Raw genomic sequence first — 26176 nt, 5'->3', positions numbered from 1 at the left:
CGTCACGGCGTCGACTCAAGAACCTTGTCACAAAGAGGAAGCGAGAATGGGTGAGATGAAGCCCACGAGACGACCGATTAGGAAGGCTCTTCAAATCGGGCTTCGAGAAACCGGTGCACGGCGATAGCCGCCGTGTGGCCGAATCCGGAGCCCGGTGCAACGACTTAGGCGGTCGTTGCCACACAGGAGAGCTCCGATGAAGCTTTACGTTGGGTTGGACGTCGGTCTTGAAGAAACCAGTCTTTGCATCGTCGATGGCGAGGGTCTCACCGTTCGCGAGGTCAAGGTTTTGACCGAGCCAGCGGCGATCCGCTCCGCAGTAGAGGGCTACGCGGATCGCCTAGAGAGAGTGGGAGTCGAGGCGTCATCGCTTGGCATCTGGCTGTATCGCGAATTGCAGCCAGCGGGGCTCCCGATCATTGTCGTCGAAGCGCGTCACATGCGCGTTTCGCTGTCGACAATGCGTAACAAGACCGACCGGAATGACGCGCGCGGCATCGCGCAGATGATGCGTTTGGGCTGGTATCGCGCCGTTCATGTCAAGAACATCGACATGCAGAAGATGCGCACGCTGCTGACCAGCCGGAAGTTGCTCAAGCGCAAACTGATCGACCTCGAAAACCACATTCGTGGTGCGCTGCGGGCCTATGGGTTGCTCGTTGGAGCCGTCGCCCGCCGTGCCTACGAAGCCCGCGTGCGCGAGCTGATCGAGCGCAGCGATCCGATCTTCGTAATGACCATTGAGGCCATGTTGGATGTGCGCCGCGCCATCCTTGAGGGTTGCGATCGGCTGCATCGTGTGCTGCTGCAGGTGGTCCAGCATGATGCTGTCTGCCGGCGCCCGATGACGGTTCCAGGCGTCGGTCCCGTTGCGGCCTTGTCGTTCAAGGTCGGCGTCGATGATCCCCTGCGCTTTGCCAGATCGCGAACGGTAGGCGCGCATTTTGGCTTGGCGCCGAGGCGGCACCAGTCCGGCACGTCGATCGATTACGAAGGACGCATCAGCAAACAGGGCGACGTAGCCGTGCGCGAGGCGCTTTGCGAGGCGGCCGCAAGCCTGCTGCTGCGGGTCAGGAAATGGTCGGCACTGCGGGCGTGGGGCCTGCGGATCGCCAAACGGTCGAGCATGCTGTGCGCGATCACCGCGGTCGCGCGCAAGCTCGCGAGCATTCTGCACCGGATGTGGGTCAGCGAGACCGATTTTCACGTTGGCTTTGGCGCCAAAGTCACGCAGCGGCTGCGGTTGAAACCTGCACGGTAGCCGCGGTGCAGATGACGACGGATTAGCGCTGGGTTTAGCGCCCGGCATGTTGAGGAGGAGCGAAAGTAGAGATCCGCGCGCGCGGTGAGCGTTCCCTGGCGGGGCCGCGAAACGGGGAATGTCCGCTATCTCTTGCCTGCTGCCGCCCTTCGGGGACGAGAGCGCCGGACTGCTTGGACAGCCCTGTTTACGAACCTGATGAAGAGCATGCGACGGCCGAAGTGCTGAACGCGAAGGAACGCATGGACCCCGCCTGGTGAATGCTGATCGCAAGCGCGGTTGTGGTGACGCTTGTGCGTTGTCGATGCAGGGAGTCGGTCATGGCTGAACTTGGAAGAGTCGAAGAAAAGCGTAGGAATGAGTTGACTTTGCCCGCCCGATTAGGAAGGCAAGATAAAAGCACTGGCGCTTGAGGGCGCCCAAGTCGTTGTCTGCACATCCAAGTGTTGGCGACACGGCTGGCCGCGATGTCGCCAGGCAAGTTCTAAGCGGGCGATCGCGCTCATTGTTTGCGTCTGCGGCTTGCAGTCGAGCGTTAGGTTTACATATCCGCGCTCTTGCAACGGGGACTTGCGTCATGGCCGGGGTTGGCGACGATGAATTCGAGGTGAAGCTTGGGCGGATCGGCAACCGCAAGACCAGGCGAGCGAGCAGCTATCTTCGGCGTGTGCGGCAAGCAGCCGATAAGGCCAGCGCCGGTACCCATCGCATGTCGAATTTCTCCGGGGAGCGGATCGGCCGCGGGAACGCGCAAGGCACGGTGCTTGCCGGTCGAGCGCGAAGCAAGAGTCAGCGCCGCGTCGTGATCAAGGCACGCATCGTGCGCATCAAAGCCGGCGATCCCGGCGCCATCCGGGCACACTTGCGGTACGTGCAACGCGACGGCGTCACGCGAGAGGGCGAGCCAGGCGAGCTCTACGATGCAAACGGCGATCGGGCAGACGGCAAGGCGTTCACCGAACGAAGCGCCGGCGACCGCCACCAGTTCCGGTTCATCGTGGCGCCAGAGGATAGCGCGGAGCTCTCAGACTTGAAGCCCTTCATCCGCGACCTGATGCGGCAGATGGAAAACGATCTCGGCACCAGGCTCGACTGGGTCGCCGCGGATCACTTCAACACTGGCCATCCCCACAGCCACGTCGTCTTGCGCGGAAAGGATGACGAAGGACGGGATCTCGTGATCGCCCGCGATTACATCTCTCACGGCCTGCGCGCGCGGGCCGCCGATCTCATCACGCGGGAGCTCGGTCCAGAGACGGAGATCGAGGTCGCACGCAAGCTCCAGCAGGAGGTGACCGCCGAACGCTTCACGCGGCTCGACCGCGCCATCCTGCGCGATGCGCCGGATGGCGCCCTTGAACTCAACGCGCTGCCGGCAAGAGAGCCGGTCTGGCAGAGCGCGCGAATGGGGCGGCTGCGAGCGCTCGAACGGATGGGGCTTGCGGAGGAGGCCGCTCCCGGCCATTGGCAAATCGATGCTGGTCTCGAGACGAAACTCAGGCGCATGGGCGAGCGCGGCGACATCATCAAGACCATGCACCGCGAGCTTGCCGCAGCCGGCCTGTCGCGCGCCGCCAGTGGCTACATGATCTTTGATCCGGGACAGGGCAGCCCGAGGCTGGTCGGGCGCGTCGTGGGTGAGGGGTTCTCGGATGAGCTGAAGGAGCGCCGCTATGTCGTGATGGATGGCATTGATGGGCGCATGCACTATGCCGAGATCGGCAGCCTCTCAGGCCAGGCTGAACCGCCAGTCCGGAACACGATTATCGAGCTCAGCGCTCGCCCTGCAGAACCCCGCCAGATTGATCGCACCATCGCGCAGATCGCGGCCGCGCATGAGGGCCGTTACAGCGACCGCCTTCATCGGCAGTTCGATCCGCAGGCATCAGGCGAGTATGTCGCCGCCCATGTGCGGCGCCTCGAAGCGATGCGGCAGGAGGCGATGGTGAGCCGGCTCAATGACGGCAGCTGGGCCGTCGGTGAAGATCATCTCGATCGGGCGCTTCAGTATGAGAGCCGTCAGCGCTCGCGCAACCCAGTCCGGATTGCAGTGCTGTCATGGCAGAGGCTCGAGGATCTGCCGCAGGCTGTGGGCGCAACCTGGCTCGATCGACAGCTCGTCGCCAGGACGCGCGAGGCGCTCGGGCCGAGCGGAATGGGCGCCGAGGTCGAGACGGCCATGCGGGCAAGACGCCAATGGCTGATCGAGCAGGGGCTTGCGCGGGAGCAGGAGGGCGAGATTCGCTATGCGCGGGATCTGTTGCAAACGCTCGAGGCGCGTGAACTCAGACAGACAGCCGCGGAAATTGCCGCGCGGACGGGCCTTGAGCATCTCGACGTCAAGGCTGGCGACAGTCTCACGGGCGTCTACAAGCGCATGCTGACGCTGAACAGCGGCCGCTTCGCCCTGATCGAGCGATCCCGCGAGTTCGCCCTGGTGCCCTGGCGACCGGTGCTGGAGGGGGCGCGCGGGCGGCTCGTCGCCGGCAGCGTGGGCGGCGAGGGCATCTCCTGGTCGATCGGGATCAAGCGCGGGATCGGACGTTGAAGTGGTCTGGATGGGCGGGCCGGCGCCCAGAGGGTCCTCACGATGCCTCTGTTCCAACGTAAGTAGTTGAGAATACTGAAATTATACTATATTAGCGATTTTAGTATAACGTTCTTGCATCGGGTTCCCACAGTTATACTATTTTCGCGGAAACAGTATAATGGAGGCCGGCCGTGGCAACGGGCCAACGTCTCGATATCAGCTACCAGACGCTCTATTCCGAGCTGGTCCAGCGCAGCCTCGATGAAAGCTTCACCTCGGAGTTTTCCTCCGACGGCCGGTTCGTGGCCGTCGAGGTCAAGGGCAAGAAGTACTGGTACTTCGACACGCCCAAGGCTGAAGGCGGTGGCCAGAACCGCCGCTATGTCGGCCCGGTGGACGATCCCGACATCACCAAGAGGGTCGAAGCGTTCAAGGATCTGAAGGCCGACCTCAAAGGACGCCGCCGGCTGGTTTCCACGTTGACGCGCGAGGCCTATCTGCCGCGCCCCTTGCAGACGACAGGCCAGGTGGTGGAGGCGCTGGCAAAGGCCGGCTTCTTCCGGATGCGCGGCGTGCTCGTCGGCACCGTTGCCTACCAGTGCTACTCCGCTGTGCTCGGAAGGCGGCTCGATGCGGTTGCGATGCAGACCGGCGATGCCGATTTTGCGCAATTCCATGAAATCTCGGTGGCGATCAAGGATTCGATGCCTCCGATCCTCGAGGTACTTCGAGAGGTCGACCCGACCTTTCGCGAGGTTCCAAGCCAGGCCGACGGCAGGGTGTCCACCCAGTTCGTATCCCGGGACAACTTCAAGGTGGAATTCCTCACCCCCAATCAGTGGTCCGACGACCAGGCAGGCAAGCCAGTCGCAATGCCGGCGCTGGGCGGGGCGGCAGCACTTCCGCTGCGCTTTCTCGACTATCTGATTTATCAGCCGATCCGAGCGGTGCTGCTGCATGGCGCCGGCGTGCCCGTCCTCATCCCGTCACCGGACCGCTACGCCATCCACAAGCTCATCGTCGCATCCCGCCGCAAGGAAGATCGCGACGCGACCGCAAAGAGCGCAAAGGATCGACTTCAGGCGAGATCGATCATCGAGGCGATGATCGCAGACCGGCAGCACGCCGATCTTGCCAGCGCGTTCATGGAGGCGTGGGATCGTGGCGATCAGTGGAAGGCTGCGATCCGCACCAGCATTGCCACCTACGACGACGACTTCCAGAACTCGCTTCGGCTCGAACTGGCAAAGGGCATCACCGAGCTCGGCGCCGATGCAGCCGCCTATGACGGACCATCCGGCGAGGAAGCCACGAGCTCCCGTCGCAAATGAGTTGAGAACGGGATATCCCAGGGGGTCATAGCCGCTAATCGGCCGACGTCAGTTGATGGCCAGCAGCTACGCCAGCACCTGGCGCTGTTCGATCGACACGATCAAGCGGGCGCCGCCGACGATGATGCCGACATCGGCATGCCGATCGCATTGGCAACACCGCTTGGACTGCCCGGTGAGCCGCGCAAATGTCCATGTCCGACAGCAGCATCGACATGTCCACCTCACGCTTTGCCGGCCAGGCGCTGCGAGTCGCGGCGAAGCTCCGTGGGAACAACTTTCTAAATAGGAGAAACTTGATCGTACGGCGCTCGCTCATTGCGAATCCTTACTGCACGGAATCGCGCAAGGTCTTTCCACCAGTAAGCAGAAGATCATCGCGGCGGTTCGCCGAACCGGCAACGAAAGACCATTTGCGCCAACTGTTCACGCGCTGTTGAGGCGTTGGATGATGCTGTGCCGACCTTGATCTTCGAACGTCCCACCGGATCGAGCTTGATCAACCTCGCGCATCCTGCGAGCAGCGTTTTTTATTTCGATTGAAGGCTCGGCGCTTTCGCCGTTTTCATCTCGCCGTCCGCGCTCGCGGGCCAATGGGGCGGCGAATGTATCCAGCGAAAATCTACGTCGGTCAGATCACGGTCGTGTTCGGCATCGTTGTCGTCTCGACGTGGGGAGCGACTCAGTGGACGGCAGCTGCGCTCGGTTTTCAGGAGAGGCTGGGCGCGCCCTGGTTCCTGGTCGCCGACTATCCGGTCTATCTGCCCTGGCGATTGTTCGAGTGGTGGTTTGCCTATGAGGCGTATGCCTCGGAAATCTTTGAGGAGGGCGGAGCCATTGCAGCCGGTGGCGGCGTTGCGGGCGCACTGTTTGCGATCCTCAACTCCGTGTGGCGGGCGCGGCAAAATCAGCTCGTGACGACGTACGGCTCCGCGCGGTGGGCAAGTCCTAAGGAGATCAAGGAAGCTGGCCTCTTCGCAGCCAAGGGCGTGTTTCTTGGGCGCTTGGAAAACAACTATCTGCGGCATGACGGGCCGGAGCACGTCATGTGCTTTGCGCCGACGCGCTCTGGCAAGGGCGTCGGGCTCGTGCTGCCGACGCTGTTGTCGTGGACCTCGTCGGCGGTGGTGCACGACATCAAGGGCGAAAACTGGGAGCTGACCTCCGGCTGGCGCTCGAGCTTCTCGCATTGCCTTTTGTTCAATCCTACCGACGCGAGAAGCGCCCGCTACAATCCGCTGCTCGAGGTGCGCAAAGGTGCTGCCGAAGTGCGCGATGTCCAGAACATCGCCGACATCCTGGTCGATCCGGAAGGCGCATTGGAACGGCGGACACATTGGGAGAAGACGAGCCACTCCCTGCTTGTCGGCGTCATCCTCCACGTCCTCTACGCGGAAGAGCAGAAGACGCTCACGCGCGTCACCGAAATCCTGGCGGATCCAGCGCAGTCCTTTGAAAAGACCCTACGGATCATGATGGCCACCAACCATCTCGGGACGGAGGCCGAACCGAAGGTCCACCCAGTGGTCGCCGCGACCGCACGCGAACTCCTCAACAAGTCCGAGAACGAACGTTCGGGCGTTCTGTCGACGGCCGTCAGCTTTCTCGGGCTCTATCGTGATCCCGTCGTCAGCCGGAACACCGAGAGCTGCGACTGGCGCATCGCCGACCTCGTCAGGGCCGAAAAACCGGTGACGCTCTATCTCGTTGTGCCGCCGTCGGATATCAGCCGCACCAAGCCCTTGATCCGGCTGATCCTCAATCAAATCGGCCGCCGCCTGACCGAGTCGCTCAACAGCAAAGCTGGCGAGGTCAGGCACCGCCAGCTCTTGCTAATGCTGGACGAGTTTCCTGCGCTCGGCCGGCTCGACTTCTTCGAAAGCGCGCTCGCCTTCATGGCCGGCTACGGCATTCGAACCTATCTGATCGCGCAGTCACTGAACCAGATCGCAAAAGCTTACGGCGAGAACAACGCGATCCTCGACAATTGCCACGTTCGCATTGCCTTTGCGGCGAACGACGAGCGCACCGCAAAGCGCATTTCGGATGCGCTGGGCACCGCGACGGAGCTGAGAGCGCAGCGCAACTATGCTGGCCATCGGCTCGCGCCCTGGCTTGGGCATGTGATGGTCAGCCGCCAGGAAACCGCGCGCCCGCTGCTCACGCCGGGTGAAGTGATGCAACTGCCGGCTGATCAGGCCATCGTGCTGGTTTCAGGGTTGCCACCTGTTCGCGCCCAGAAGCTCAAGCACTATGAAGATGCCAACTTCGTTGCCCGGCTGCGCTCTCCGCCACAGCTTGCCATCGCGCAGTATCGCGACCGGCCTGCCGCACGTCCCAATGACTGGGCCTCTCAGGTCCGTGGCGTCGATCTTCGGCTGGCGACACTTCCGTACCGTGACCTGATGCAGGCAGAAGCCGAGGAGGGCGGCCTCAAGCAGCAACTGCCGCTCTTTGAGGAGCCCGCACCTCAAGCTGACCAGGCGAGATTTGCCGAAGAGCGGCTGCTCGATGATGACGCCGATCCGGCTGCGGATCGGAGCCAGATGCAGCGCGCGGCAATCGCCTCGAACTCCATCCGCAGCGCTCATGCCGTCACTCGCGATGACGACGATCTTCTCCCCTCATTCTGACGAGTGATCCCATGAAACCAAAACTCTCAGCCTATGTCTCCGATAGCGTGGCAGAGCGGCTCGAGCTCGCAGCCAAGCGGCCCGGCACCAACAAATCCGCGATCGTCGATGCCGCGCTCGACCGCTTTCTCAATCCGGAGAGGGACACAAGCGGCGATGCGGCGTTGCTCCGCCGGCTCGACCGGATGAGCCGGCAGCTCGATCGAGCGGACCGCGACCTGTCGATCATGGCGGAAACCATCGCCCTGTTTGTCCGCTACTACCTCACGATCACGCCGCCGCTGCCATCGGGCGATCAGGATGCAGCGCGCGCGCTCGGACGCGAGCGCTTTGAGATGTTCGTAGCCCAGGTCGGCAAGCGCGTCGCCTCGGGTGGGCGGCTGGTCGCCGACGTCATGGACCAGGTCTCGACGTCAAATCCGGATCTCTTCATGCGGCATCTGGAGGAGGGTGCACCTCTCGGCGCCGCCAAAGAGGCTTCCGGAGCGGAATCCCGTGCGCAGCAGGCGACGGGCGGGCAGCCGGGGCCTTCTCCGGCGGGGCGGGAGGAGGTCGGCCATGTCTGATCTTCTCTCGCCCGAAACCCGCGAGCGACGCCGGGGCATGCTGCGGACCGCGATGGGACCTGCCATCGCGCTCGCGCTGGAGGAAGCCGATGTCGTCGAGGTCATGGTCAATCCCGATGGCAGGCTTTGGCTTGATCGGCACGGCTCGGGTCGGGCTGACACCGGCGTCGTTCTGACGCCGCAGGAATCGGAGCGGATCATTCGGCTTGTTGCGAGCCACGTGCGGGCCGAAGCGAGCGGTTCATCTCCGATCATCTCGGCTGAACTCCCCGAAACCGGCGAACGCTTCGAAGGCGTCTTGCCGCCGGTCTCGCTTGCGCCATGCTTTGCTATCCGCAAGCCCGCAACGACCACGTTCCGCCTGTCCGATTACGTCAGGGCGCAGATTGCATCGCCATTGACGGCGAAGCTGCTGACCGCAGCCGTTACTGAGGCGCGCAGCATCCTGATCGCCGGCGGCACCGGCTCGGGCAAGACGACGCTTGCCAATGCGCTGCTTGCGGAGATCGCTGGCCTCGAAGAGCGGGTCGTCATCATCGAGGACACCCGCGAGCTGCGCTGCGATGCCAAGGATGCCGTGACGCTCCGAACCAAGCCGGGCGTCGCGAGCCTTGCCGATCTTGTCCGCTCGACGCTACGCCTGCGGCCCGACCGCATCATCGTCGGCGAGGTCAGAGGCGCCGAAGCCCTCGACATGTTGAAGGCCTGGAATACCGGCCACCCCGGCGGAATTGCCACGGTCCATGCCAACTCGGCGCGCGCTGCGCTCTACCGGATCGAGCAGCTCATTCAGGAGGCGGTCGCAACGGTGCCGCGCCGGCTCATCGCCGAGGCGATCGATTTGATCGTGTTCATCAAGGGGCGGGGGCCCGCACGACGCATCGAGACCGTCGCCGAGCTCAAAGGCCTCGACCCCTCGGGCGACTACCTGCTCGAAACCCCGCCCGGACTTCCAAACACCGCCCATCGCCCGTGACCTGAAGGAGACTGCCATATGTCCATTCGACTGCATCTAAACCTGTGTTCGCGCCTTCGCGGCTACTGTTCATTTCGCGGCTTGCCGCTCGTCGGGCTTGGCGCTGCCTCGGCCTGCATGCTCCTCAGCATCACTTCGGCCCAGGCCGCGGGTTCGGGCATGCCTTGGGAGGCGCCGCTCGAGCGCGTCCTGGAATCCGTGCAGGGGCCCGTCGCCAAGATCGTCGCCGTCATCATCATCACGGTAACAGGCATTTCGCTTGCCTTCGGCGACACCTCCGGCGGCTTCCGCAAGATGGTCCAGGTCGTGTTCGGCCTCTCGATCGCCTTCGCCGCGAGCTCCTTCTTTCTGTCGTTCTTCTCATTCGGTGGCGGAGCACTGATCTGATGCGCCCCGATGGTTTTGAACTCGTGCTCCACCGCTCGTTGACTGAGCCGATCCTGATCGGCGGTGCCCCGCGTGCTGCTGCCATTCTGATCGGCACCCTCTCGGCCGTGCTGGCGCTGGGCTTGCGCCTTTGGCTCGCAGGCCTCGTGCTCTGGGTCATTGGGCACAGCGCCGCCGTTTGGCTCGCCAAGCGCGATCCGGCCTTCGTCGAAGTCACCATCCGTCACACCAAGCACAAAGGCCGGCTCGCATGCTGAACCTGAGAGAATTCCGCAGCAATGCGTATCGGCTGGCCGATTGGCTGCCATGGGCATGCCTGGTCGCCCCGGGCGTCATCCTCAACAAGGATGGCAGCTGTCAGCGGACGATCCGATACCGCGGACCGGACCTCGACAGCGCGACCGAAGCCGAGCTGATGAGCGTCACCTCACGCGTCAATAACGTTCTGAAGCGTTTCGGCTCGGGCTGGGCTCTCTTCTTCGATGCCACCCGCATCCCGACCGGTGAATATCCGCGGTCGGAATTCCCCGATGCGGTGTCCTGGCTGGTGGACGAAGAGCGGCGGGCCGCTTTTGAAGGCGCCGCCGGGGCGGCATGGGAGGATCCGTCTCGCCCTGGCGGCCAGCATTTCGAAAGCGTGCTGCATCTGACACTGATGTACTTGCCGCCTGCCGAGCGGATCTCGCGCCTCGAAGGTCTCTTCCTCGAGCGCCCCAAGGACAAGCACGGCATTGCACGAAAGGACCGGCGCATTCGTCGAGAACAATCGACCAAACGCCTTGCGCAGGAGGATCGGGACGAGAGCGGGATTGACGATCAGCAGAGATTCGGCAGCAACGACAAAGGCTATCGCGAGCATCTGCAGAGGTTCATTCAGGAAACTGACCGGGCGATCGATCTGCTCTCGTCGGTCCTCCCCGAAATCTGGCCGCTCAATGATGAGGAAACGCTCACCTATCTTCATAGCTGCGTTTCGACCAAACGCCATCCGGTCCTGGTTCCCAGGATTCCGGCCTATCTCGATTGTTTCCTCAGCGATGAGCCGCTCACCGGTGGATTGTCCCCGGCAATCGGGCGCAGCCATCTACGTGCGTTGACCGTCCTTGGGTTTCCGCACGTCACGTTTCCGGGGTTGCTTGATGAGCTGAACAGGCTTGGCGTCGCCTACCGCTGGGCCACTCGCTTCATCCCGATCAACCGCACGCAGGCAAACGCGACCCTGGCGCGCTACCGGCGGCAATGGTTTGCCAAACGGAAATCGCTCGGAGCGATCCTCAAAGAGGTCATGTTCAACGAGCAGGCGGCGCTGCTCGACACCGACGCCAGCAACAAGGCGCTCGACGCCGATGCTGCGCTCTCCGAGCTTGGCGACGATCTGGTTGCGTTCGGCTACATCACCACGACTGTCACGGTCAGCGACGAGGACTCGCATCAAGCGGACGAGAAAATCCGCGCCGTCGAGCGGGTGATCAATAGCAGGGGTTTCACGGCTATCCGCGAGAGCGTGAACGCGGTGGAAGCCTGGCTCGGCGGCCTGCCGGGCCAGGCCTATGCCAACATCCGCCAGCCGATCGTTCACACACTCAACCTCGCCCATATGTGCCCGTTGTCGGCGGTATGGGCCGGGCCCGAGCGGTGCGAGCATCTTGATGGACCGCCGCTTCTGATCGCCAAGACCAAGGGGGCGACACCGTTCCGGCTGTCGCTCCACGCCGGCGACGTCGGGCATACCATCATCGTCGGCCCTACGGGCGCGGGCAAGTCGGTCCTGCTTTCGATGCTCGCGTTGCAATTCCGTCGTTACCCAAACGCCCAGCTGATCACGTTTGACAAGGGCCGGTCGGCGCGGGTCACGACGCTTGCATTGTCGGGATCCTGGTATGAGCTCGGCGCCAAAGGCGGCATCGCCTTTCAGCCCCTCAAGGATGTGGCAGACGAGGGAGCGAGGGTCTGGGCGCTCGACTGGCTCTGCGGCGTGCTGGCCCATGAGCGCGTGACCGTGACCCCCGAGGTCAAGGAGACGCTCTGGTCGGCGCTGAGGAGCCTCGGGTCTGCACCCGTCTCGCAGCGCACGATGACCGGGCTCGTGGCGCTGCTCGCCCGCGACGCGCTGCGGCAGGCGTTGCAGCCGTACACGCTGGAAGGACCGTACGGCCGCTTCCTTGACGCAGACACGGACCGCCTGTCCGGCGCGGACGTGCTCACCTTCGAGATGGAAGAACTGATGGCGCTGCCGGGGCTGGTCGCGCCAGTTCTGACCTATCTCTTCCATACTCTCGAAGATCGCTTCGACGGCCGGCCTACGCTGCTGGTGCTGGACGAGGCTTGGGTGTTCCTGGACGACCCGCTGTTTGCGAGCCGGATTCGCGAATGGCTCAAGACCCTGCGCAAGAAGAACGTGGCCGTAATCTTTGCGACCCAGTCGCTCGCCGATATCGCCGACAGCCAGATTGCGCCTGCGATCATCGAATCCTGTCCGAGCCGAATATTCCTGCCGAATCCCCGAGCGCTGGAGCCGACCCAGACCGAGACCTATCGCCGCTTCGGCTTGAACGACACGCAAGTTCGCCTGATCGCGGAAGCCTTCCCCAAGCGCGACTATTATCTGCAGTCCCGCGCCGGAAATCGCTTGTTCGAGCTCGGGCTCGGTCCAGTGGCGCTTGCGCTTGTGGCGGCGTCCTCGGCTGAGGATCAGCGTGCCGTCGACACGGTCCTGGCCCGCACCGGGCCTCGCCGTTTCGCCGAGCGCTACCTCGCCGAGCGCGGTCTGCACTGGGCCGCCAACCTCATCAGCACCTTCGAACAAGCCCGCAAGGGCTGACCTCGACCTCAATCTAATCTCTGGAGTCTTCCATGCTCGAAACGACCGGCCGCATGTTCCTGGGTACAACCTCAAGGATTATTGTCACCACGATACTAGCATTCGTGATTGCCGTGAATGGGTCGCGGCGGCTCGGGGCGTTCGATATCGTGTTCGATCCTTCCAACTACAGTCAGAACCTCCTGACCGCTGCGAGAACGCTGGAGCAGATCAACAATCAGATCAGGAGCCTGCAAAACCAGGCGCAGTCGCTGCTCAATCAATCCAAGAACCTTACGAGCTTGCCGACAAGCGTCGTCGGCCAGCTCACATTGACCATCAATCAGATGAACACGCTGATCGGTCAAGCGAAGAACCTCTCGTTCGATGTTCAGAAGACCCAGCAGGATTTCGAGCGGTTTTATCCTCGCCAATACGCCTCAGCCGTCTCGTCGGACAGGATGGTCCAGGATGCGACGTCGCGCTGGGACAATAGCTACGACGGACTGAAACAGTCGCTCACGATTCAGTCCGCCATTGTCAGCGGCCTCGATCAGGACGGCCAGACGCTTCGGACCCTGATGGCGAATTCGTCCGCGGCGGTCGGCTCATTGCAGGCCCAACAGTCCGGCAACGAGCTCCTCGGCCTCCAGATCAAGCAGTCGTTGCAGACCCAGGCACTGCTGGCGACCCAGGCGCGCGCGGACGCGTTGCGTGCTGCCGAACAGCAAGCCTCGTCGGCCGCCGCGAAGGAGCGTTTCAATCGCTTCATCGGCGATGGCCACGCCTACACAAGCGGCAAGTAGGTGAGGGCACCATGGCTGATCTCTCCGTCATTGACCGTTTCACCGAGACCTTCTCGCACTACATCGACTCCGGGTTTGGCCTTCTGTCCGGCGACGTTTCATTCCTGAGCTCGACGTTGATCGGGATCGACCTGACGCTCGCCGGCCTTGCCTGGAGCATGCGCGCGGATGACCATATCCTGGTCACGCTTGCCAAGAAGGTGCTGTACGTCGGCGCGTTTGCGTTCATCATCGGCAACTTCAAGAGCCTCGCCGATATTGTCTTTACGTCGTTCTCCAGCATCGGCCTGAAGGCTTCCGGCGGAACTTTGAGCGCCGCCGACCTGGCACGGCCTGGCTTTGTCGCATCCGCCGGCTTTACGGCCGCCCATCCCCTTCTGGAGGAGACCAGCCAATTCTCAGGCTTTGATGTCCTGACCAACCTGCCGACGATCCTGATCCTGCTGTTCTGCTGGATCCTGATCGTGCTCGCGTTCTTCGTCCTTTCGGTGCAGCTCTTCGTCACGCTGATCGAATTCAAGCTGACGACCCTCGCGAGCTTCATTCTCGTCCCGTTCGCGCTATGGGGAAAGACCGCATTCCTTGCGGAAAAGACGCTCGGCAACGTGATCGCCTCGGGAGTGAAGGTGATGGTTCTTGCGATCATCATCGGCATCGGTTCGACCATCTTTGCCCAACTCGCGAGCACGCTGACGCGGCCGGTCGATATCGCATCGGCCATGAGCTTGTTGCTGGCGGCGCTCTCGCTGTTCGGCCTTGGAATCTTCGGCCCGGGAATCGCGGCGGGATTGGTCTCAGGTGCACCTCAGCTGGGCGCGGGTGCAGCCGCAGGAACGGTGGCGGGGGCAGCGGCTATCGCCATTGGCGGCGGCGCGATGGCCGCCGGCGGGCTACGCCTTGCTGCAGGCGGCTCAATGACTGCGGTCCGCTCCGCGGCGGCGCTCACTGGAGCGTCTTCGGCCGCCGGCGCATCAGGTCGGGCGTCGGCCATGGATCAACTCTCGAGCGGCGGAGCACCAAACGGAGCGGCCGCGTCAGGCGCAAGCCGTGCGGCGGCGCCGTCAGGACGCGGACACGCGCGGGAAGCGGCGCAAGTCGCGGCTCACACTCTGAAAGAGGGTGACAAAGGCGGGCATTCGTCGGGCCCGAAGCTGGGGGAGGAGTAGGATATGGCTGGTCACCCCTTTCAGCGCGTGTCCGTCCGCTATGGCGAGACGCCAGAGCCGGTCACGCCCTATCAGAAAGCCGCGCAGGTCTGGGACGAGCGGCTCGGGTCCGCCCGCGTTCAGGCCAGCAACTGGCGGTTGGCAGCGCTGGCAGCCATCGGCTTGTCCAGCGTCCTCGGATTGGCGATCTTCACCCAGATCGCTCGCTCGGGTGTCGTTCCCTACGTGGTCGAGGTCGATCGGCTCGGCGAAGTTCGAGCCGTCGGGCCGGCGCTCGAGGCCTACCAGCCGTCGGATGCGCAGATCGCGCATTTCCTTGCGCGGTTCATCGAGAACGTTCGCTCCCTGTCCATCGATCCCGTCATCGTCCGGGCGAACTGGCTGCATGCGTACGACTTCGTCACCGATCGCGGCGCGCAGGCTTTGAACGACTACGCGCGGGAAGCCGACCCGTTCACGAAGATCGGCTCCAAGACCGTGACCGCCGAAGTTACGTCCGTCGTGCGTGCGTCGGGCGACAGCTTCGAGATCCGTTGGAAAGAGAACACCTACGAGAACGGCTCGATCGCAAAAACAGAGCGCTTCACCGGCCTCGTCACCACGGTCCTCAAGCCGACCGCGGATGCCGAAACGCTGCGGAAGAACCCTCTCGGCCTCTACGTCCATTCCCTCAACTGGTCGCGCGACCTCATCGGAGATGCCAAATGAATCCTAAAGCCCTCACCAAGCTTGCGTCGGCCAGCGTCCTCGCATTGTCGCTTGGGCTTGCAGGATGCGCAACCAAACTCAATCTCGAAGCGCCCTACGACGAGATGACCTTTGAGAAAGCGCTTCCAGAAACCGATCCGCCGGCGCCGGTGCAAGTCGTCGAAACGCCCAAAGTCCTCCCGTTGCCGGGCCAGTTGAAGCCGCTTCCGGCAAAGGGTGCCAAGGCGGAAAAACTGCCGCCGGAGCAGGCGATCGCCAAGGCCAACAAGGCGGCGAGGATGGAGCCGACGCGCGCCGGATACATCAACGCGATCCAGGTCTACCCTTGGACGGAAGGTGCGCTCTATCGGCTCTATGCAAGCCCGGAAAAGGTCTCGACTATTGCACTTCAACCCGGCGAGGAGCTGATCGACGTATCCACGGGCGATACGGTTCGCTGGGTGGTTGGTGATACTTCGAGCGGGCAGGGAAGCACCCGGCGGGTGCACATCCTGGTCAAGCCAACGTTGCCGGATATTCAGACCAACCTCGTGGTCCTGACTGACCGGCGAGCCTATCACCTTGAACTCGTCTCGACGAAGCAGACCTATATGGCGTCCATCTCCTGGACGTATCCGACCGATACGCTCGTCGCGCTCCACAAGCAGAACGTCGTCGCTCAGGAGAGCGAAGAGCGGGTCGCCGACCGCGGCGTCCGGCTCGACAGTCTGAATTTCCGCTATCGGATTGAAGGAGACGATCCACCCTGGCGTCCGCTGCGCGCCTTCGACGATGGCCGCAAGGTCTATATCCAGATGCCGTCCGGCCTGTCGCAAGGCGAGGCGCCGCCGTTGTTTGTTGCTGGAGCCGATGGCCGGCCGAACCTCGTCAACTACCGGCTTCGCGGATCCTATTACATCGTGGATCGGATGTTCGGTGCCGCCGAGCTTCGCCTTGGTGAAGATCCGCAGCGCATCGTCCGGATTATCCGTATCGATGCGCGACCGGTCTCGCAGGTCTTCGGCACCGGGAGCGCGTCATGACGACGGGATTGGATCAGGATCCAGAACCCCTGGAGCTGCGAGCGCGGCCGCGGCCTGTTCGGCGCCTCAACAGGCGCGCTCTCATGATCGGTTGCGCGATGGCCGCGCTGTTCGTTGCCGGGGCGGCGCTCATTGCACTCCGGCCGCGCTCCTTCAAGCCGTCGGAGCGGACAGAGCTTTACAACACGGACCGCAAGCAGACTGCCGAGGGCTTGAGCAAGCTGCCAAAGTCCTATGAGGAGTTGCCCCCATCGACGCCACGGCTTGGACCGCCGTCGCCTGGAGACATCGGCCGGGCCTTTGCCGAAAACGAGAAGAAGGCCGGCGTGGCATCGGACGCCGGCTTCCGGGCCAACCCGGAGGAAGACGCCGAACGGACCGAGCGAGTCCGGCAGGCGCGGATTGCTCAGCAAGCAAAGGAGTCGGGATTGTTCATCCGCCTGTCGGAGAAGCAGGACAAGCGCAAGCAGGCAAGCACGACAGAAGCACCGGCTGCTTTCCCGTCCGCATTTCGGCCTTCAACGCCCGATACAGGGCCGTCCGCTGCAGAACTCGCAAAGACGGCGCAGGCGATGGTCGATCGCTCCAGCGAGATCATTCCCTCATCGCAGGCGCGAAAGCTCGCATTCGTGGGAGCGAAAGCCGACACTGAGACCACCAACCCCCATGCGCTCAAACCGGCACCATCCACCTATGCCGTGATGGCCGGGTCAATCATCACGGCGAGCCTCGTCACGGGACTGAATTCGGATCTGCCGGGGGCGACCATCGGCCAGGTCACCGAGAACGTCTACGATACGGTGACTGGAGAGCATCTTCTGATCCCACAAGGGACTCGGCTTGTGGGCAAGTACGACAGCGTCGTTGCCTTCGGCCAGAAGCGGGCGCTGGTCGTCTGGACGCGCCTGATCCTGCCCAACGGCAATTCGATCGTGATCGAGAACCTTCCGGCTACAGACATCGCAGGCTATGCCGGGCTTGAAGACCAGGTGGACTTCCATACCTGGCAGTTGCTCAAGGGCGTTGCCCTGGCGACCCTGATCGGGGTGGGGACGCAGCTATCGATCGGCAACGACGAGAGCGATCTCGTCAAGGCGCTGCGGGAAAGCACGCAGCAAACGACCAATCGTGCCGGCCAGCGCCTAGTGGAGCGCGAGCTCGACGTGCAGCCGACGATCACGGTGCGACCGGGCTGGCCGCTGCGGGTGATTGTTTCGAAGGATCTGGTGCTGAAGCCATACCAGGAATTCAGACAAGGTGAGAGATGAAGCTTGCGAAGCTGCCTGACCGGACGCCGGTGAAGATGAGCATTCTATTGACGCCAAGCCTTGCACAACGCTTGAGAGAGTATGCCGACTTCTATGCAGAGACGTATGGCAGCAAAGAAGAAGTAGCCGAACTGATACCGTTCATGCTGGAGGCATTTCTTGAAAGGGACTCTGATTTCCGAAGGTCGAAGAGGACAGGAAGGCCAGGGGAGACATCTTCGTCGTGAGCTTGTTAGCCGTCAGAAGGCTTCAAGACGGCGATTGCCTGTTCGACCGCCCGCACAGATTGTTTTAGTCTTGATAGGAGAGCGACGCCGAGGTCGCGGCGCTACGAGCCGCAAAAGTCGTGTGACTGCCGTGCCCTGCGGATAGCCGGAACGCAAGCGCGTCCACGCTCCGATCGTCATGATCGCGAAACTGATCGGCGACTTCAGAAGGAACTGCAGCTTCGACGGTAGAGTACGGCAGGGCGCTGACCGTTACGAACGCGGCCCACCCAAGTTGGTATAGCCAAACCGGTCTCGATAGATGTGATGCCATCGATCCTCAAGAAAAGTGAAAATCTTTCTGCGGAATCAAGAGCAAGGATTTTTGACGGACTGGCGATCGGTATTTGACCGTCGACCTTGCCGACTGCTGCTTACAAATCAACGTGCTAGCGACACCTTGAACAATGTTGCGGGAGTAGTACGACCGGCTGGCATTGCGCAGTTTAGGGTAGTTTAGCCAACTGTTTTCTCGCCTCCTTCACGTTGAGAATTCTGATCGGTGTGTTGCGCTTGGTTTATCGTAGCGGAAGTCCGAAATCCCATCGCGGCGTCACTGACGTAGTATCGCAGCGCGCTCGATCGTGCAGAAGGGCCGAGCGCTTAAGGCTCTCGGTGCAGCAAATTATCGCTCTTTTTCTAAGGGGCGGCTCAGGTGTACACGGCTACGCTGTGAGTCGAACCGTCACTCGGACTTGATGGAAGCGACCATGTCGGCAAAGAGGTTGCCGCCGACGATGATGTGAGCGCGCATCGATTGCTGTGCTTCGCTTTCGCTCCCTGTTTCAATCGCCCGGACGATCAGAGCGTGCTCGCCGAATGATGCCGCGAGGCGGGCCGGTCGCGACAAGCTCTGATGCCGGAAGAACCGCATGCGAAGGCGGGTTTCAGTCACGAGATCGGCCAGGGGCGTGTTGCGCGCGCCAGCGTAGATGGCTTGGTGAAATGCGGTGTTGAGTTCGACGTAGCGCGCCGTATTGCCGGAGTGCACGGCTTGTGCGCACTGCTCGTGTATCTCACGCAGGTCGGTTCGTTCGGCGACAGTCATTCGGCGCGCCGCGAGACCTGCAGCCTCTGCTTCGAGCGCAGTGAGAATTTCCACCATGCCGATCGCCCGCTGAGGCGTCATGCTCGCGATGGTCGCGCCTTGGCGCGACCTGAACTTAACGAGACCCTCATTGGCCAAGCGAAGCAGCGCTTCCCGCGCTGGCGTGCGCGAGACAGAAAAGCGTCTGGCGAGGCTCTGCTCGTCCAGCTTGTCGCCGGGGAGCAGCCGTCCCTCAGCGATATCGCTTTCGATCCGTCGACAAAGCTCATCGGAGACACGAACCCGCATTGGCTGCCCTTATGTATACGCTTGTGCCTTTATGTATACGTAGACCTTCTAAAAAAATACATATAATCCGAGCACGGAACAAGGACAACAGGAAACGCCGATGACTTCCGTGGAATTGAGCGGCGCCCCTTTGCTGAAGACCGATGGGCCGATCGCGACGATCCAGCTCGATCGGCCGCGGCAGATGAACAAGATCACCGCAGCCGATCTCGCCGTGTTGTCGGGCCACTTCGCCAGCATTGAGAAGGCAGGTTCGAGAGTTCTCATCCTGACCGGCGAAGGACGCGCGTTCAGCGCCGGATACGACCTCGGAGACATCGCTGCGCGAAACTCGTCCAAGGAAGATGTTCAAGCTTCAGGTTTTGCGAACGTCGTCGATCAGCTCGAAAGTCTGGCGATACCAACCATCTGCAGGCTGAACGGCGGAGTCTATGGCGGCGCGACCGATCTTGCGCTCGCCTGCGATTTCAGGATCGGCGTAGATAGTTGCGAGATGTTCATGCCGGCCTCGCGCCTCGGGCTTCACTATTACAGCAGCGGTCTGATGCGGTTTGCGTCGCGGCTCGGTGTAGCGGCGACAAAGAAGCTGTTCCTCACGGGCCTGAAACTGGACGCGGCCGAGATGCTGCGCATCGGCTATCTGGATGAAGCCGTTCCTGCGGCCAGCCTCAATGCGCGCGTGAAGGAGCTCGCCGCTGTTCTCGCCGCCAATGCGCCGGTCGCCATGCGTGGCATGAAACGGGCCATCAACGAGATTGCCCGCAACGCGTTCGATCCTGCTGCTGCCGATCAGCGTTACCGTGAGAGTCTCGTGGGCGCCGAGCTGCGCGAGGGTAGCGCGGCATTCGCCGAAAAGCGCCCCCCGCGCTTCGGCGCCGACCTGGACGGCCGATGATCGGACCTCACTCACCACCGGCGTCCGCGCTGAAGCCGCGGTCAAAGGGGCCACTCGCTGGGTTGATCGTGATCGATCTCACCCGCGTGTTGGCGGGACCTTATTGCACCATGATGCTCGCGGATCTGGGCGCGCGGGTCATAAAGGTCGAGATGCCGGGCATCGGTGACGACGCGCGGCACATCGGCCCCTTCATCTCGAACGCCGATGGCTTGCCAAGCTCGGGCTATTTCTTCTCGATCAATCGAAGCAAGGAATCGATCGCACTGAACCTCAAGGATGCTGCCGACCGCGCGATATTCGAGCGACTATTGCTGGACGCCGATGTCCTCGCGGAAAATTTTACGCCTGGTACCATGGACCGTTTTGGCTACGGCTGGGAGGCGCTCAGCTCGCGCTTTCCCCGGCTGATCCTGGCGTCGATATCAGGCTTTGGTCAGACGGGGCCCTACCGCGAACTGCCGGCTTACGACATGGTCGTGCAGGCCATGGGCGGTGTCATGAGCTTGACGGGCGAGGAGGGAGGCCCGCCGACGCGCGTCGGAGTATCGATCGGCGACATCGCCGCGGGCACCCATGCGGTGATCGGAGTTCAGGCGGCGTTGATCGAGCGCGCCCGCACCGGTCGCGGTAAGCACGTCGATATTTCCATGCTCGATACGCAGATCTCTCTGCTCGAGAATGCCCTTGTCCGCTATCAAGTCGAGCAAGTCGTTCCTGAGCCCATCGGCTCCAGGCACCCCTCTATCACGCCATTTGGCGTCTTCAAGAGCAAGGTCGGGCATCTCATCATCGCCGCCGGCAACGACCGGAAGTTCAGAGATCTTTGCGATGTGCTGCAGATGCGGGACGTCAAAGCCGATCCGCGATTCCTCTCCAATTCGTCCCGATGCGAACATCATCGTGTTCTCGCCGCGCGGATCGTAGAGGCGCTGGCAGCTAGAACCGCCGAGGAATGGCTCCCCATCCTGACACAAGCCGGAATTCCCTGCGGACCGATGAATGACATCGCCGCCGTACTGCGTGATCCGCAGCTCAATGCGCGCGACATGTTCGTCCCGTTGGAGGCTCCCGGGGGCATGGTGTTGAAAACCGCTGCCTGTCCCATCCGGTTCGCCGGCGAACAATTCGCAAACTATCGGCCTGCGCCAGAGCTCGATGCCGATCGCAACGCTCTCCTGCAAGAACTCGGACTCGTCTGATCGGCTCCGCGAAGAGGATTTGACAATGAGATACGCCTGCTCCTTGACGTTCGTCGCCTTGAGCGTCGCTTTGCTTTCTTCGGCCGCGTCCGCGCAGAAGCAATATGATCCCGGCGCGAGCGATACCGAAATCAAGGTCGGCAATTTGATGCCCTATAGCGGGCCGGGATCGGCTTATTCCGTGATTGGGAAAGTCGAGGCGGCGTACTTCGAGATGATCAACAAGACCGGAGGCATCAACGGTCGAAAGATCAACTTCATCTCGTACGATCATGCCTACAGTCCGCCGAAAGCCGTCGAGCAAGTCCGCAAGCTGGTGGAGAGCGATGAAGTTCTGCTGACCTTCAACATCCTCGGCACCGCACACAATGCCGCTGTGCAGAAGTACCTCAATGGCAAGAAGGTGCCGCAATTGTTCGTGGCCAGTGGTGCGGAGCGATGGAACGACCCGGCGCACTTTCCCTGGACGATGGGCTGGCAGCCAAGCTACCAAACCGAAGGACGGATTTATGGTCGGTATGTCGCTCAAACGCTTTCCGATGCAAAGATTGGGATACTTTGGCAGAACGACGACTCCGGACGGGATTACGTCAAGGGCTTCGTCGCGGGGCTAGGCGGCAAATTCGAGCCCACAACCAGATTGTCCTATGAGATCACGGACCCGACTATCGACCCGCAGATGTCGCAATTGAAGGCATCCGGCGCGAACGTTTTCTTCGACGTGACGTCGCCGAAATTTGCCGCGCAGGCCATTCGTAAGACGGGTGAACTGCAATGGCGGCCGCTGCATATCCTGAACAACATCTCCACGTCGGTGGCCGCTGTCTTGAAGCCTGCCGGGCTCGAGAACGCCAAGGGCGTGATCTCGACCGCCTATTTGAAGGATCCGCTCGACCCGGCCTGGAGCGGAGACGAGGGCTACCGGCACTGGCTTACGTTCATGAACGAATACATGCCCGGAACGGACAAAGCCGATTCCAACACGGTCTATGGATATTCGGTCGCGCAGACCCTGGCGGAGGTGCTCAAGATGTGCGGCGACGATCTCACGCGAGAGAACGTGATGAAGCAAGCGGCCAGCCTCAAGGATCTGAAGCTCGACATGCTTCTTCCGGGAATAACGATCAACACGTCACCGACGGACTTCGCGCCGATCAAGCAGGAGCAACTCATTCGGTTCGACGGAGAAAAGTGGGAGCGGTTTGGGCCGGATGCGGAGAACATGAGGTAATCAAAGATCTGGGCGACGTTCAGCAAGAACGAGATGACGGATGAAGGAGGAGATCATGGTAGCTGAAACGGCCCAACCGAGGGGTTTGATCTCACGGCTTACCGGCGTCATCATCATGTTGGTCGTCATGCTCATGATTGTTACGGCTGCGGTCTGGATTGCTTGCCGACCGGCAACACCGGATGCGTTTTACAGCCACCAGCTGCCTCAAGACGCCCGCGTTGGCACCCTTCTGAAGAGCGAGCCATTCAGCAAGGCCGTTCCGGAGGGAGCGCAGGGATGGCGCATACTTTATGTGACGACACGTGTGGGCAAGCCCGTCGTTGCAAGCGCAGTTATCGTCGTTGCGAAGCAAAATGCGCAATCGCCGAGACCTATCATCGCGTGGGCTCATGGTACGACCGGCGTCGTTTCGGGCTGTGCGCCGTCAGTGATGGAAAAACCCTTCGATAATCTGCCCAGTATCGATGCTCTGGTGCGTGAAGGATGGGCTTACATAGGAGCCGACTATCCCGGTCTAGGCACCGATGGTGGTCACACCTACCTGGTCGGCGAAGATGCCGCCAATGCCGTTCTCGATGCTGTGCGTGCTGCGCGGCAAATGAGGGACGCGAACCTCGGCGACCGACTGGTGGTCTGGGGACATTCACAAGGTGGAAATTCCGCACTTTGGGCAGGAATGCGCGTTACAGAATATGCTCCGGAGTTGAAGCTGCTCGGTGTTGCTGCTCTTGCACCGGCAAGTGATCTCAAGGGGCTTGTTTCCGCCTCCAAAGGTGGAAGGTTCGGCAAGATTATCTCGGCCCTCATCTTGCGCAGCTACTCACAAGCTTATCCGGATGTCCAAGTCGGTGACTATGCTCGTGGTGTTTCTCGTCTCATCGCCAGCGATATTGCCTCACGGTGTGTCGGCGGATACGGAGCTCTGTTCTCGGTGCTAGAAACCAATCTGTTTCCGTCGGAGGGGATTTTTTCCCGCGACCCAACTACGGGTTCATTAGGAAATCGGCTCGGCGAGAACACACCTACGGGGATCATTCCGGCGCCCGTGCTAATCGCGCAAGGTGAAGTGGATGACCTCGTCTTACCCGAGGTTCAGAAGCGATATGTGACCGCTCGTTGTTCGGCCGGCCAGAAAATTGGCTTTCGAACCTACGCAGGTCGCAGTCACCTTTCGCTTGTGGGTGCGGACTCCCCTCTTGCGCCGGAGCTGCTGTCTTGGACCCGCGACCTATTCGACGGGAAGCCGAAAGAAGGCAATTGCAAGCCTTAACATGGGGAAGATTTTTCAAGGGTGCGCTACCGCGATACCAGTTTAGTCCAATATTCTTTTTGCGAGCAAACTCGAAAACATTCATTCACGTCGATTGCAGGGTACGGCGGGAAGTCGCAAGCGCTGATCGGAAGTCCAGCCACTCTCGTCCGGTGACCAGTTGCTAACATGGCGCCGATTTGACACGCGCGATCGCTGGTAGCTTGAAGCGAAACCGTGCGCCGCCCAAAGACGAACTGTTTTCGGCGCAGATGGCCTCCACGTGCCTCAACGACGGATGTGGAGATGATCGTAGGCGAGGGCTCCCGATTGGACAGCCATGGCCCCCCCCCATTTTGTTTAGCAGGGGTCTCTTGCTAAGATGAGTATTCGGCAGATCGGCGAAGAGGGGCAGTTCGGTTGATATCCAAGGGGGGCGATAAAACCAATTTCGAGAGCTCGATACGCGCGGTCGAGCGGGAGACGCTGAACGATCGGGTCTACCGCGAGCTACGGACGATGATCATGTCGGGCGGCTTCGTTCCTGGAGCCGAGATGAAGCTTCGGACCTTGGCGCAAAGCCTGCACGTCAGCCTCATGCCTGTTCGCGATGCCATCGGCCGCTTGGTGGTCGAGCGCGCGCTGAAAATGCTGCCCAATCATAGGGTGATCGTGCCCGAAATAACGATCGACGAATTCCTGGAGATCCGCCGCGTGCGTATTCTCCTGGAAGGCGAAGCAGCCGCGCTGGCCTGCGGGCACATCGGCACTGATGGCATTGCCGAACTCAAGCGAGTCCATGAGAAGATCAAGTCGCTGGGCACGAACAAGCAGCGGCAGTTTTGGGCGCTTAATCAGGAATTCCACTTCACCATCTATGAAGCGGCCAAGAGCCCGTTGTTGCTCTCGATGATCGAGTCGCTCTGGCTTCAAATCGGTCCTGTATTCAACCAAATCCCGATCAATCTCACATCGGAAGGTGCCCGAGGGCACCACCGCATCATCACGGCCCTGAACTCCGGCGATGCCAAAGCGGCGCGGGCGGCGCTCACCGAGGATCTCATGAAGGGTGGAGATCGCGTCATCGCTTCCCTCATTCAGGACAAGCAGCCCGCGGACTGAAAGCTCTGATCTCACTTTGCAGCGAGCGCCGGCGTTCATCGAACGCGGGAATGGATGCGCGCGACCGAGCGGCAGAAGCCAACAAATTTCGCGCTGATGGCTTGTCATGAGATTTGTGATTTGTTATCACAAATGACAAAATGAGCGAAGTCGAGCTTCGCCGCCGCCGGTTGAGGGAGGGAAAGTCTATGAGAGCACATGCTTTGTTGCTGGGCTCGGCGCTATTTTGCGCAGCCGCCGCGTATGCGGACGAGGTCCCCATAAAGATCGGCGTCATGAACGACATGTCCTCCGTCTACGCCGTTGCCGGCGGGCGCGAGACCGTCGAGGCGGTGCGGATGGCCATCGAAGACACGGGCCCGGTGCTCGGCAAGAAGGTCGAGCTTGTCTTCGCCGACCACCAGAACAAGCCTGACGTGGGATCGACCATTGCGCGGAGGTGGTACGAAGTGGAAGGAGTGGACGCGATAGTCGACGTGCCGAATTCGGCGGTGGCCTTCGCGGTGCAGTCCCTGGCCAAGGACAAGAAGAAGATCTCGCTCTTCGTCGGTGCGCTGAGCTCGGACGTTACTGGCCCGAAGTGCGACGCCTATACGACGCAATGGGCCGTCGACACTTATTCGCTCGCAAATGTGATGGGTACGGCGGTGCTCAAGCGAGGCGGCAATCGCTGGTTCTTTCTTGGCGCCGACTACGTCTTTGGTCGAGCGCTTGTTCGCGATACCAGCGCGGTGATCGAGGCGAATGGCGGCAAAGTGCTGGGCGCAGTCTATGCGCCGCTGAACACGGCGGACTTCTCGTCCTTCCTGTTGCAGGCGCAGCCGACCAATCCGAATGTGATCGGACTTGCGAATTCGTCCGACGACACGGTGAATTCGATCAAGCAGGCCGTCGAATTCGGTCTCACGTCCAATGGCGCCACCTTCGCGGCCTATGTGCTGTTTCTCGAGCATGTCCAGAGCATCACCTTGAAGGCGGCGCAGGGGCTGCTGCTGGCAAATCCGTTCTACTGGGATCTCAATGACGAAACGCGCGCTTGGTCGAAGCGTTTCGAGGAGAAGATCGGCCACCCACCGGACTGGGATCCGGCCATGGCATACAGCGCCGTCTTCCATTACCTCAAGGCGGTGAAGGCTGCCGGGACGCGCGACGCCGACGCGGTTGCGGCGAAGATGCGCGAGATTCCCGTCAACGACTTCGCGACCAAGGATGGCAAGGTGCGCCTCGATGGACGTGTGATGCGCAACCTCTATCTGTTGCAGGTTAAAAAGCCTGCTGAATCCAAGAGCAAATGGGACATTTACAACGTGGTCACCACGGTGCCGGGAGAGCAGGCGTTCCGTCCGCTTGATCAAGGAGGCTGTCCTTTGGTGAGCGCGGCCTCGGGCAAGCAATAAAGCGATCGACGCGTCTCGAAG

Annotated in this window: 23 protein-coding genes; 21 read left to right on the top strand and 2 right to left on the bottom strand. The window is 61.7% G+C overall.

Features of this window, described 5'->3' with window-relative positions; translation table 11 throughout:
• Positions 1-196 precede the first annotated feature (196 nt).
• The 3 genes from AKN83_RS03510 to AKN83_RS03500 all read left to right on the top strand — a co-directional run bounded on the left by AKN83_RS03510 (position 197) and on the right by AKN83_RS03500 (position 5122).
• Complete coding sequence (locus AKN83_RS03510) at positions 197-1261, top strand: IS110 family RNA-guided transposase (protein WP_063695167.1); 1065 nt, start codon at positions 197-199, stop codon at positions 1259-1261.
• Positions 1262-1838: 577 nt separating this feature from the next.
• Entirely contained in the window at positions 1839-3809 is a 1971-nt protein-coding gene (gene rlxS, locus AKN83_RS03505) for a relaxase/mobilization nuclease RlxS (protein WP_050406564.1), read from the top strand.
• 173 nt (positions 3810-3982) lie between these two features.
• Positions 3983-5122, top strand: coding sequence for a nucleotidyltransferase family protein (locus AKN83_RS03500; protein WP_050406563.1), 1140 nt, complete (start codon positions 3983-3985; stop codon positions 5120-5122).
• A 374-nt stretch (positions 5123-5496) separates the two neighbouring features.
• On the opposite strand, the gene AKN83_RS41685 is transcribed toward AKN83_RS03500, so the two are convergent.
• Positions 5497-5625 carry a hypothetical protein gene (locus tag AKN83_RS41685; RefSeq protein WP_283807351.1) on the bottom strand — a complete coding sequence of 43 codons (129 nt, stop codon included), beginning with the start codon at positions 5623-5625 and terminating at the stop codon, positions 5497-5499.
• A 102-nt stretch (positions 5626-5727) separates the two neighbouring features.
• Here AKN83_RS41685 and AKN83_RS03495 point away from each other — a divergent pair, with 102 nt between their 5' ends.
• The 12 genes from AKN83_RS03495 to AKN83_RS03440 all read left to right on the top strand — a co-directional run bounded on the left by AKN83_RS03495 (position 5728) and on the right by AKN83_RS03440 (position 17681).
• Positions 5728-7755 (top strand): conjugal transfer protein TraG, encoded by a 2028-nt coding sequence (locus tag AKN83_RS03495; RefSeq protein ID WP_063695166.1) that lies wholly within the window; start codon positions 5728-5730, stop codon positions 7753-7755.
• Between the two features lie 11 nt (positions 7756-7766).
• Positions 7767-8321, top strand: a complete 555-nt coding sequence (locus tag AKN83_RS03490; RefSeq protein WP_063695165.1) for a hypothetical protein — start codon at positions 7767-7769, stop codon at positions 8319-8321.
• Positions 8314-9297, top strand: coding sequence for a P-type conjugative transfer ATPase TrbB (gene trbB / locus AKN83_RS03485; RefSeq protein ID WP_050406561.1), 984 nt, complete (start codon positions 8314-8316; stop codon positions 9295-9297). Before AKN83_RS03490 ends, trbB begins: the two co-directional genes overlap by 8 nt.
• Positions 9298-9414: 117 nt before the next feature.
• On the top strand, positions 9415-9684 hold the full coding sequence (locus tag AKN83_RS03480; RefSeq protein WP_157113250.1) for a TrbC/VirB2 family type IV secretion system protein: 270 nt from the start codon (positions 9415-9417) through the stop codon (positions 9682-9684).
• Positions 9684-9941: a VirB3 family type IV secretion system protein gene (locus AKN83_RS03475; RefSeq protein ID WP_050406559.1), complete on the top strand. Its 258-nt coding sequence runs from the start codon at positions 9684-9686 to the stop codon at positions 9939-9941. Before AKN83_RS03480 ends, AKN83_RS03475 begins: the two co-directional genes overlap by 1 nt.
• A complete protein-coding gene (gene trbE / locus AKN83_RS03470) occupies positions 9935-12505 on the top strand; it encodes a conjugal transfer protein TrbE (RefSeq protein WP_050406558.1) in 2571 nt (856 codons plus the stop codon). Before AKN83_RS03475 ends, trbE begins: the two co-directional genes overlap by 7 nt.
• Before the next feature lie 32 nt (positions 12506-12537).
• A complete protein-coding gene (gene trbJ / locus AKN83_RS03465; protein WP_083991898.1) occupies positions 12538-13290 on the top strand; it encodes a P-type conjugative transfer protein TrbJ in 753 nt (250 codons plus the stop codon).
• A gap of 11 nt (positions 13291-13301) precedes the next feature.
• Positions 13302-14456: a P-type conjugative transfer protein TrbL gene (gene trbL / locus AKN83_RS03460; RefSeq protein ID WP_050406557.1), complete on the top strand. Its 1155-nt coding sequence runs from the start codon at positions 13302-13304 to the stop codon at positions 14454-14456.
• Between the two features lie 3 nt (positions 14457-14459).
• Positions 14460-15164 carry a conjugal transfer protein TrbF gene (gene trbF, locus AKN83_RS03455; RefSeq protein ID WP_050406556.1) on the top strand — a complete coding sequence of 235 codons (705 nt, stop codon included), beginning with the start codon at positions 14460-14462 and terminating at the stop codon, positions 15162-15164.
• Complete coding sequence (trbG, locus tag AKN83_RS03450; RefSeq protein WP_050406555.1) at positions 15161-16186, top strand: P-type conjugative transfer protein TrbG; 1026 nt, start codon at positions 15161-15163, stop codon at positions 16184-16186. Before trbF ends, trbG begins: the two co-directional genes overlap by 4 nt.
• Positions 16183-17454 (top strand): TraB/TrbI/VirB10 family type IV secretion system protein, encoded by a 1272-nt coding sequence (locus AKN83_RS03445; RefSeq protein ID WP_050406554.1) that lies wholly within the window; start codon positions 16183-16185, stop codon positions 17452-17454. The genes trbG and AKN83_RS03445 overlap by 4 nt, the downstream gene beginning before the upstream one ends.
• On the top strand, positions 17451-17681 hold the full coding sequence (locus AKN83_RS03440) for a DUF2274 domain-containing protein (protein WP_050406553.1): 231 nt from the start codon (positions 17451-17453) through the stop codon (positions 17679-17681). The genes AKN83_RS03445 and AKN83_RS03440 overlap by 4 nt, the downstream gene beginning before the upstream one ends.
• Positions 17682-18405: 724 nt before the next feature.
• Here the strand turns inward: AKN83_RS03440 and AKN83_RS03435 are convergent.
• Entirely contained in the window at positions 18406-19056 is a 651-nt protein-coding gene (locus tag AKN83_RS03435) for a GntR family transcriptional regulator (protein ID WP_050406552.1), read from the bottom strand.
• 100 nt (positions 19057-19156) lie between these two features.
• Here AKN83_RS03435 and AKN83_RS03430 point away from each other — a divergent pair, with 100 nt between their 5' ends.
• The 6 genes from AKN83_RS03430 (at position 19157) to AKN83_RS03405 (ending at position 26155) form a co-directional block, all read left to right on the top strand.
• Positions 19157-19951: an enoyl-CoA hydratase/isomerase family protein gene (locus AKN83_RS03430; protein ID WP_050406551.1), complete on the top strand. Its 795-nt coding sequence runs from the start codon at positions 19157-19159 to the stop codon at positions 19949-19951.
• The gene (locus tag AKN83_RS03425; RefSeq protein WP_050406550.1) at positions 19948-21153 is read left to right on the top strand and encodes a CaiB/BaiF CoA transferase family protein; all 1206 of its coding nucleotides are present in this window, start codon (positions 19948-19950) and stop codon (positions 21151-21153) included. Before AKN83_RS03430 ends, AKN83_RS03425 begins: the two co-directional genes overlap by 4 nt.
• Before the next feature lie 25 nt (positions 21154-21178).
• Complete coding sequence (locus AKN83_RS03420; protein WP_050406625.1) at positions 21179-22384, top strand: ABC transporter substrate-binding protein; 1206 nt, start codon at positions 21179-21181, stop codon at positions 22382-22384.
• A gap of 40 nt (positions 22385-22424) precedes the next feature.
• Positions 22425-23657 (top strand): alpha/beta fold hydrolase, encoded by a 1233-nt coding sequence (locus tag AKN83_RS03415; RefSeq protein WP_050406549.1) that lies wholly within the window; start codon positions 22425-22427, stop codon positions 23655-23657.
• A gap of 399 nt (positions 23658-24056) precedes the next feature.
• Positions 24057-24758 (top strand): GntR family transcriptional regulator, encoded by a 702-nt coding sequence (locus tag AKN83_RS03410; protein ID WP_050406548.1) that lies wholly within the window; start codon positions 24057-24059, stop codon positions 24756-24758.
• Between the two features lie 188 nt (positions 24759-24946).
• Positions 24947-26155 carry an ABC transporter substrate-binding protein gene (locus AKN83_RS03405; RefSeq protein ID WP_050406547.1) on the top strand — a complete coding sequence of 403 codons (1209 nt, stop codon included), beginning with the start codon at positions 24947-24949 and terminating at the stop codon, positions 26153-26155.
• Positions 26156-26176 lie beyond the last annotated feature (21 nt).

Origin of the sequence: Bradyrhizobium embrapense (assembly GCF_001189235.2) — a bacterium.
GTDB lineage: Bacteria > Pseudomonadota > Alphaproteobacteria > Rhizobiales > Xanthobacteraceae > Bradyrhizobium > Bradyrhizobium embrapense.
The sequence above is the reverse complement of the archived record's forward strand: the minus strand, read 5'-3'. Positions and strand labels throughout refer to the sequence as shown.

Bases quoted from the DNA above. Each gene is read 5' to 3' on its own strand.
- AKN83_RS03405 (WP_050406547.1), top strand. From the start codon at position 24,947: ATGAGAGCACATGCTTTGTTGCTGGGCTCGGCGCTATTTTGCGCAGCC.
- AKN83_RS03440 (WP_050406553.1), top strand. From the start codon at position 17,451: ATGAAGCTTGCGAAGCTGCCTGACCGGACGCCGGTGAAGATGAGCATT.
- AKN83_RS03495 (WP_063695166.1), top strand. From the start codon at position 5,728: ATGTATCCAGCGAAAATCTACGTCGGTCAGATCACGGTCGTGTTCGGC.
- AKN83_RS03445 (WP_050406554.1), top strand. From the start codon at position 16,183: ATGACGACGGGATTGGATCAGGATCCAGAACCCCTGGAGCTGCGAGCG.
- AKN83_RS03475 (WP_050406559.1), top strand. From the start codon at position 9,684: ATGCGCCCCGATGGTTTTGAACTCGTGCTCCACCGCTCGTTGACTGAG.
- AKN83_RS03430 (WP_050406551.1), top strand. From the start codon at position 19,157: ATGACTTCCGTGGAATTGAGCGGCGCCCCTTTGCTGAAGACCGATGGG.
- trbB (WP_050406561.1), top strand. From the start codon at position 8,314: ATGTCTGATCTTCTCTCGCCCGAAACCCGCGAGCGACGCCGGGGCATG.
- trbE (WP_050406558.1), top strand. From the start codon at position 9,935: ATGCTGAACCTGAGAGAATTCCGCAGCAATGCGTATCGGCTGGCCGAT.
- rlxS (WP_050406564.1), top strand. From the start codon at position 1,839: ATGGCCGGGGTTGGCGACGATGAATTCGAGGTGAAGCTTGGGCGGATC.
- trbL (WP_050406557.1), top strand. From the start codon at position 13,302: ATGGCTGATCTCTCCGTCATTGACCGTTTCACCGAGACCTTCTCGCAC.
- AKN83_RS03425 (WP_050406550.1), top strand. From the start codon at position 19,948: ATGATCGGACCTCACTCACCACCGGCGTCCGCGCTGAAGCCGCGGTCA.
- AKN83_RS03415 (WP_050406549.1), top strand. From the start codon at position 22,425: ATGAAGGAGGAGATCATGGTAGCTGAAACGGCCCAACCGAGGGGTTTG.
- trbJ (WP_083991898.1), top strand. From the start codon at position 12,538: ATGCTCGAAACGACCGGCCGCATGTTCCTGGGTACAACCTCAAGGATT.
- AKN83_RS03490 (WP_063695165.1), top strand. From the start codon at position 7,767: ATGAAACCAAAACTCTCAGCCTATGTCTCCGATAGCGTGGCAGAGCGG.
- trbF (WP_050406556.1), top strand. From the start codon at position 14,460: ATGGCTGGTCACCCCTTTCAGCGCGTGTCCGTCCGCTATGGCGAGACG.
- AKN83_RS03435 (WP_050406552.1), bottom strand. From the start codon at position 19,056: ATGCGGGTTCGTGTCTCCGATGAGCTTTGTCGACGGATCGAAAGCGAT.
- trbG (WP_050406555.1), top strand. From the start codon at position 15,161: ATGAATCCTAAAGCCCTCACCAAGCTTGCGTCGGCCAGCGTCCTCGCA.
- AKN83_RS03480 (WP_157113250.1), top strand. From the start codon at position 9,415: ATGCTCCTCAGCATCACTTCGGCCCAGGCCGCGGGTTCGGGCATGCCT.
- AKN83_RS03510 (WP_063695167.1), top strand. From the start codon at position 197: ATGAAGCTTTACGTTGGGTTGGACGTCGGTCTTGAAGAAACCAGTCTT.
- AKN83_RS03420 (WP_050406625.1), top strand. From the start codon at position 21,179: ATGAGATACGCCTGCTCCTTGACGTTCGTCGCCTTGAGCGTCGCTTTG.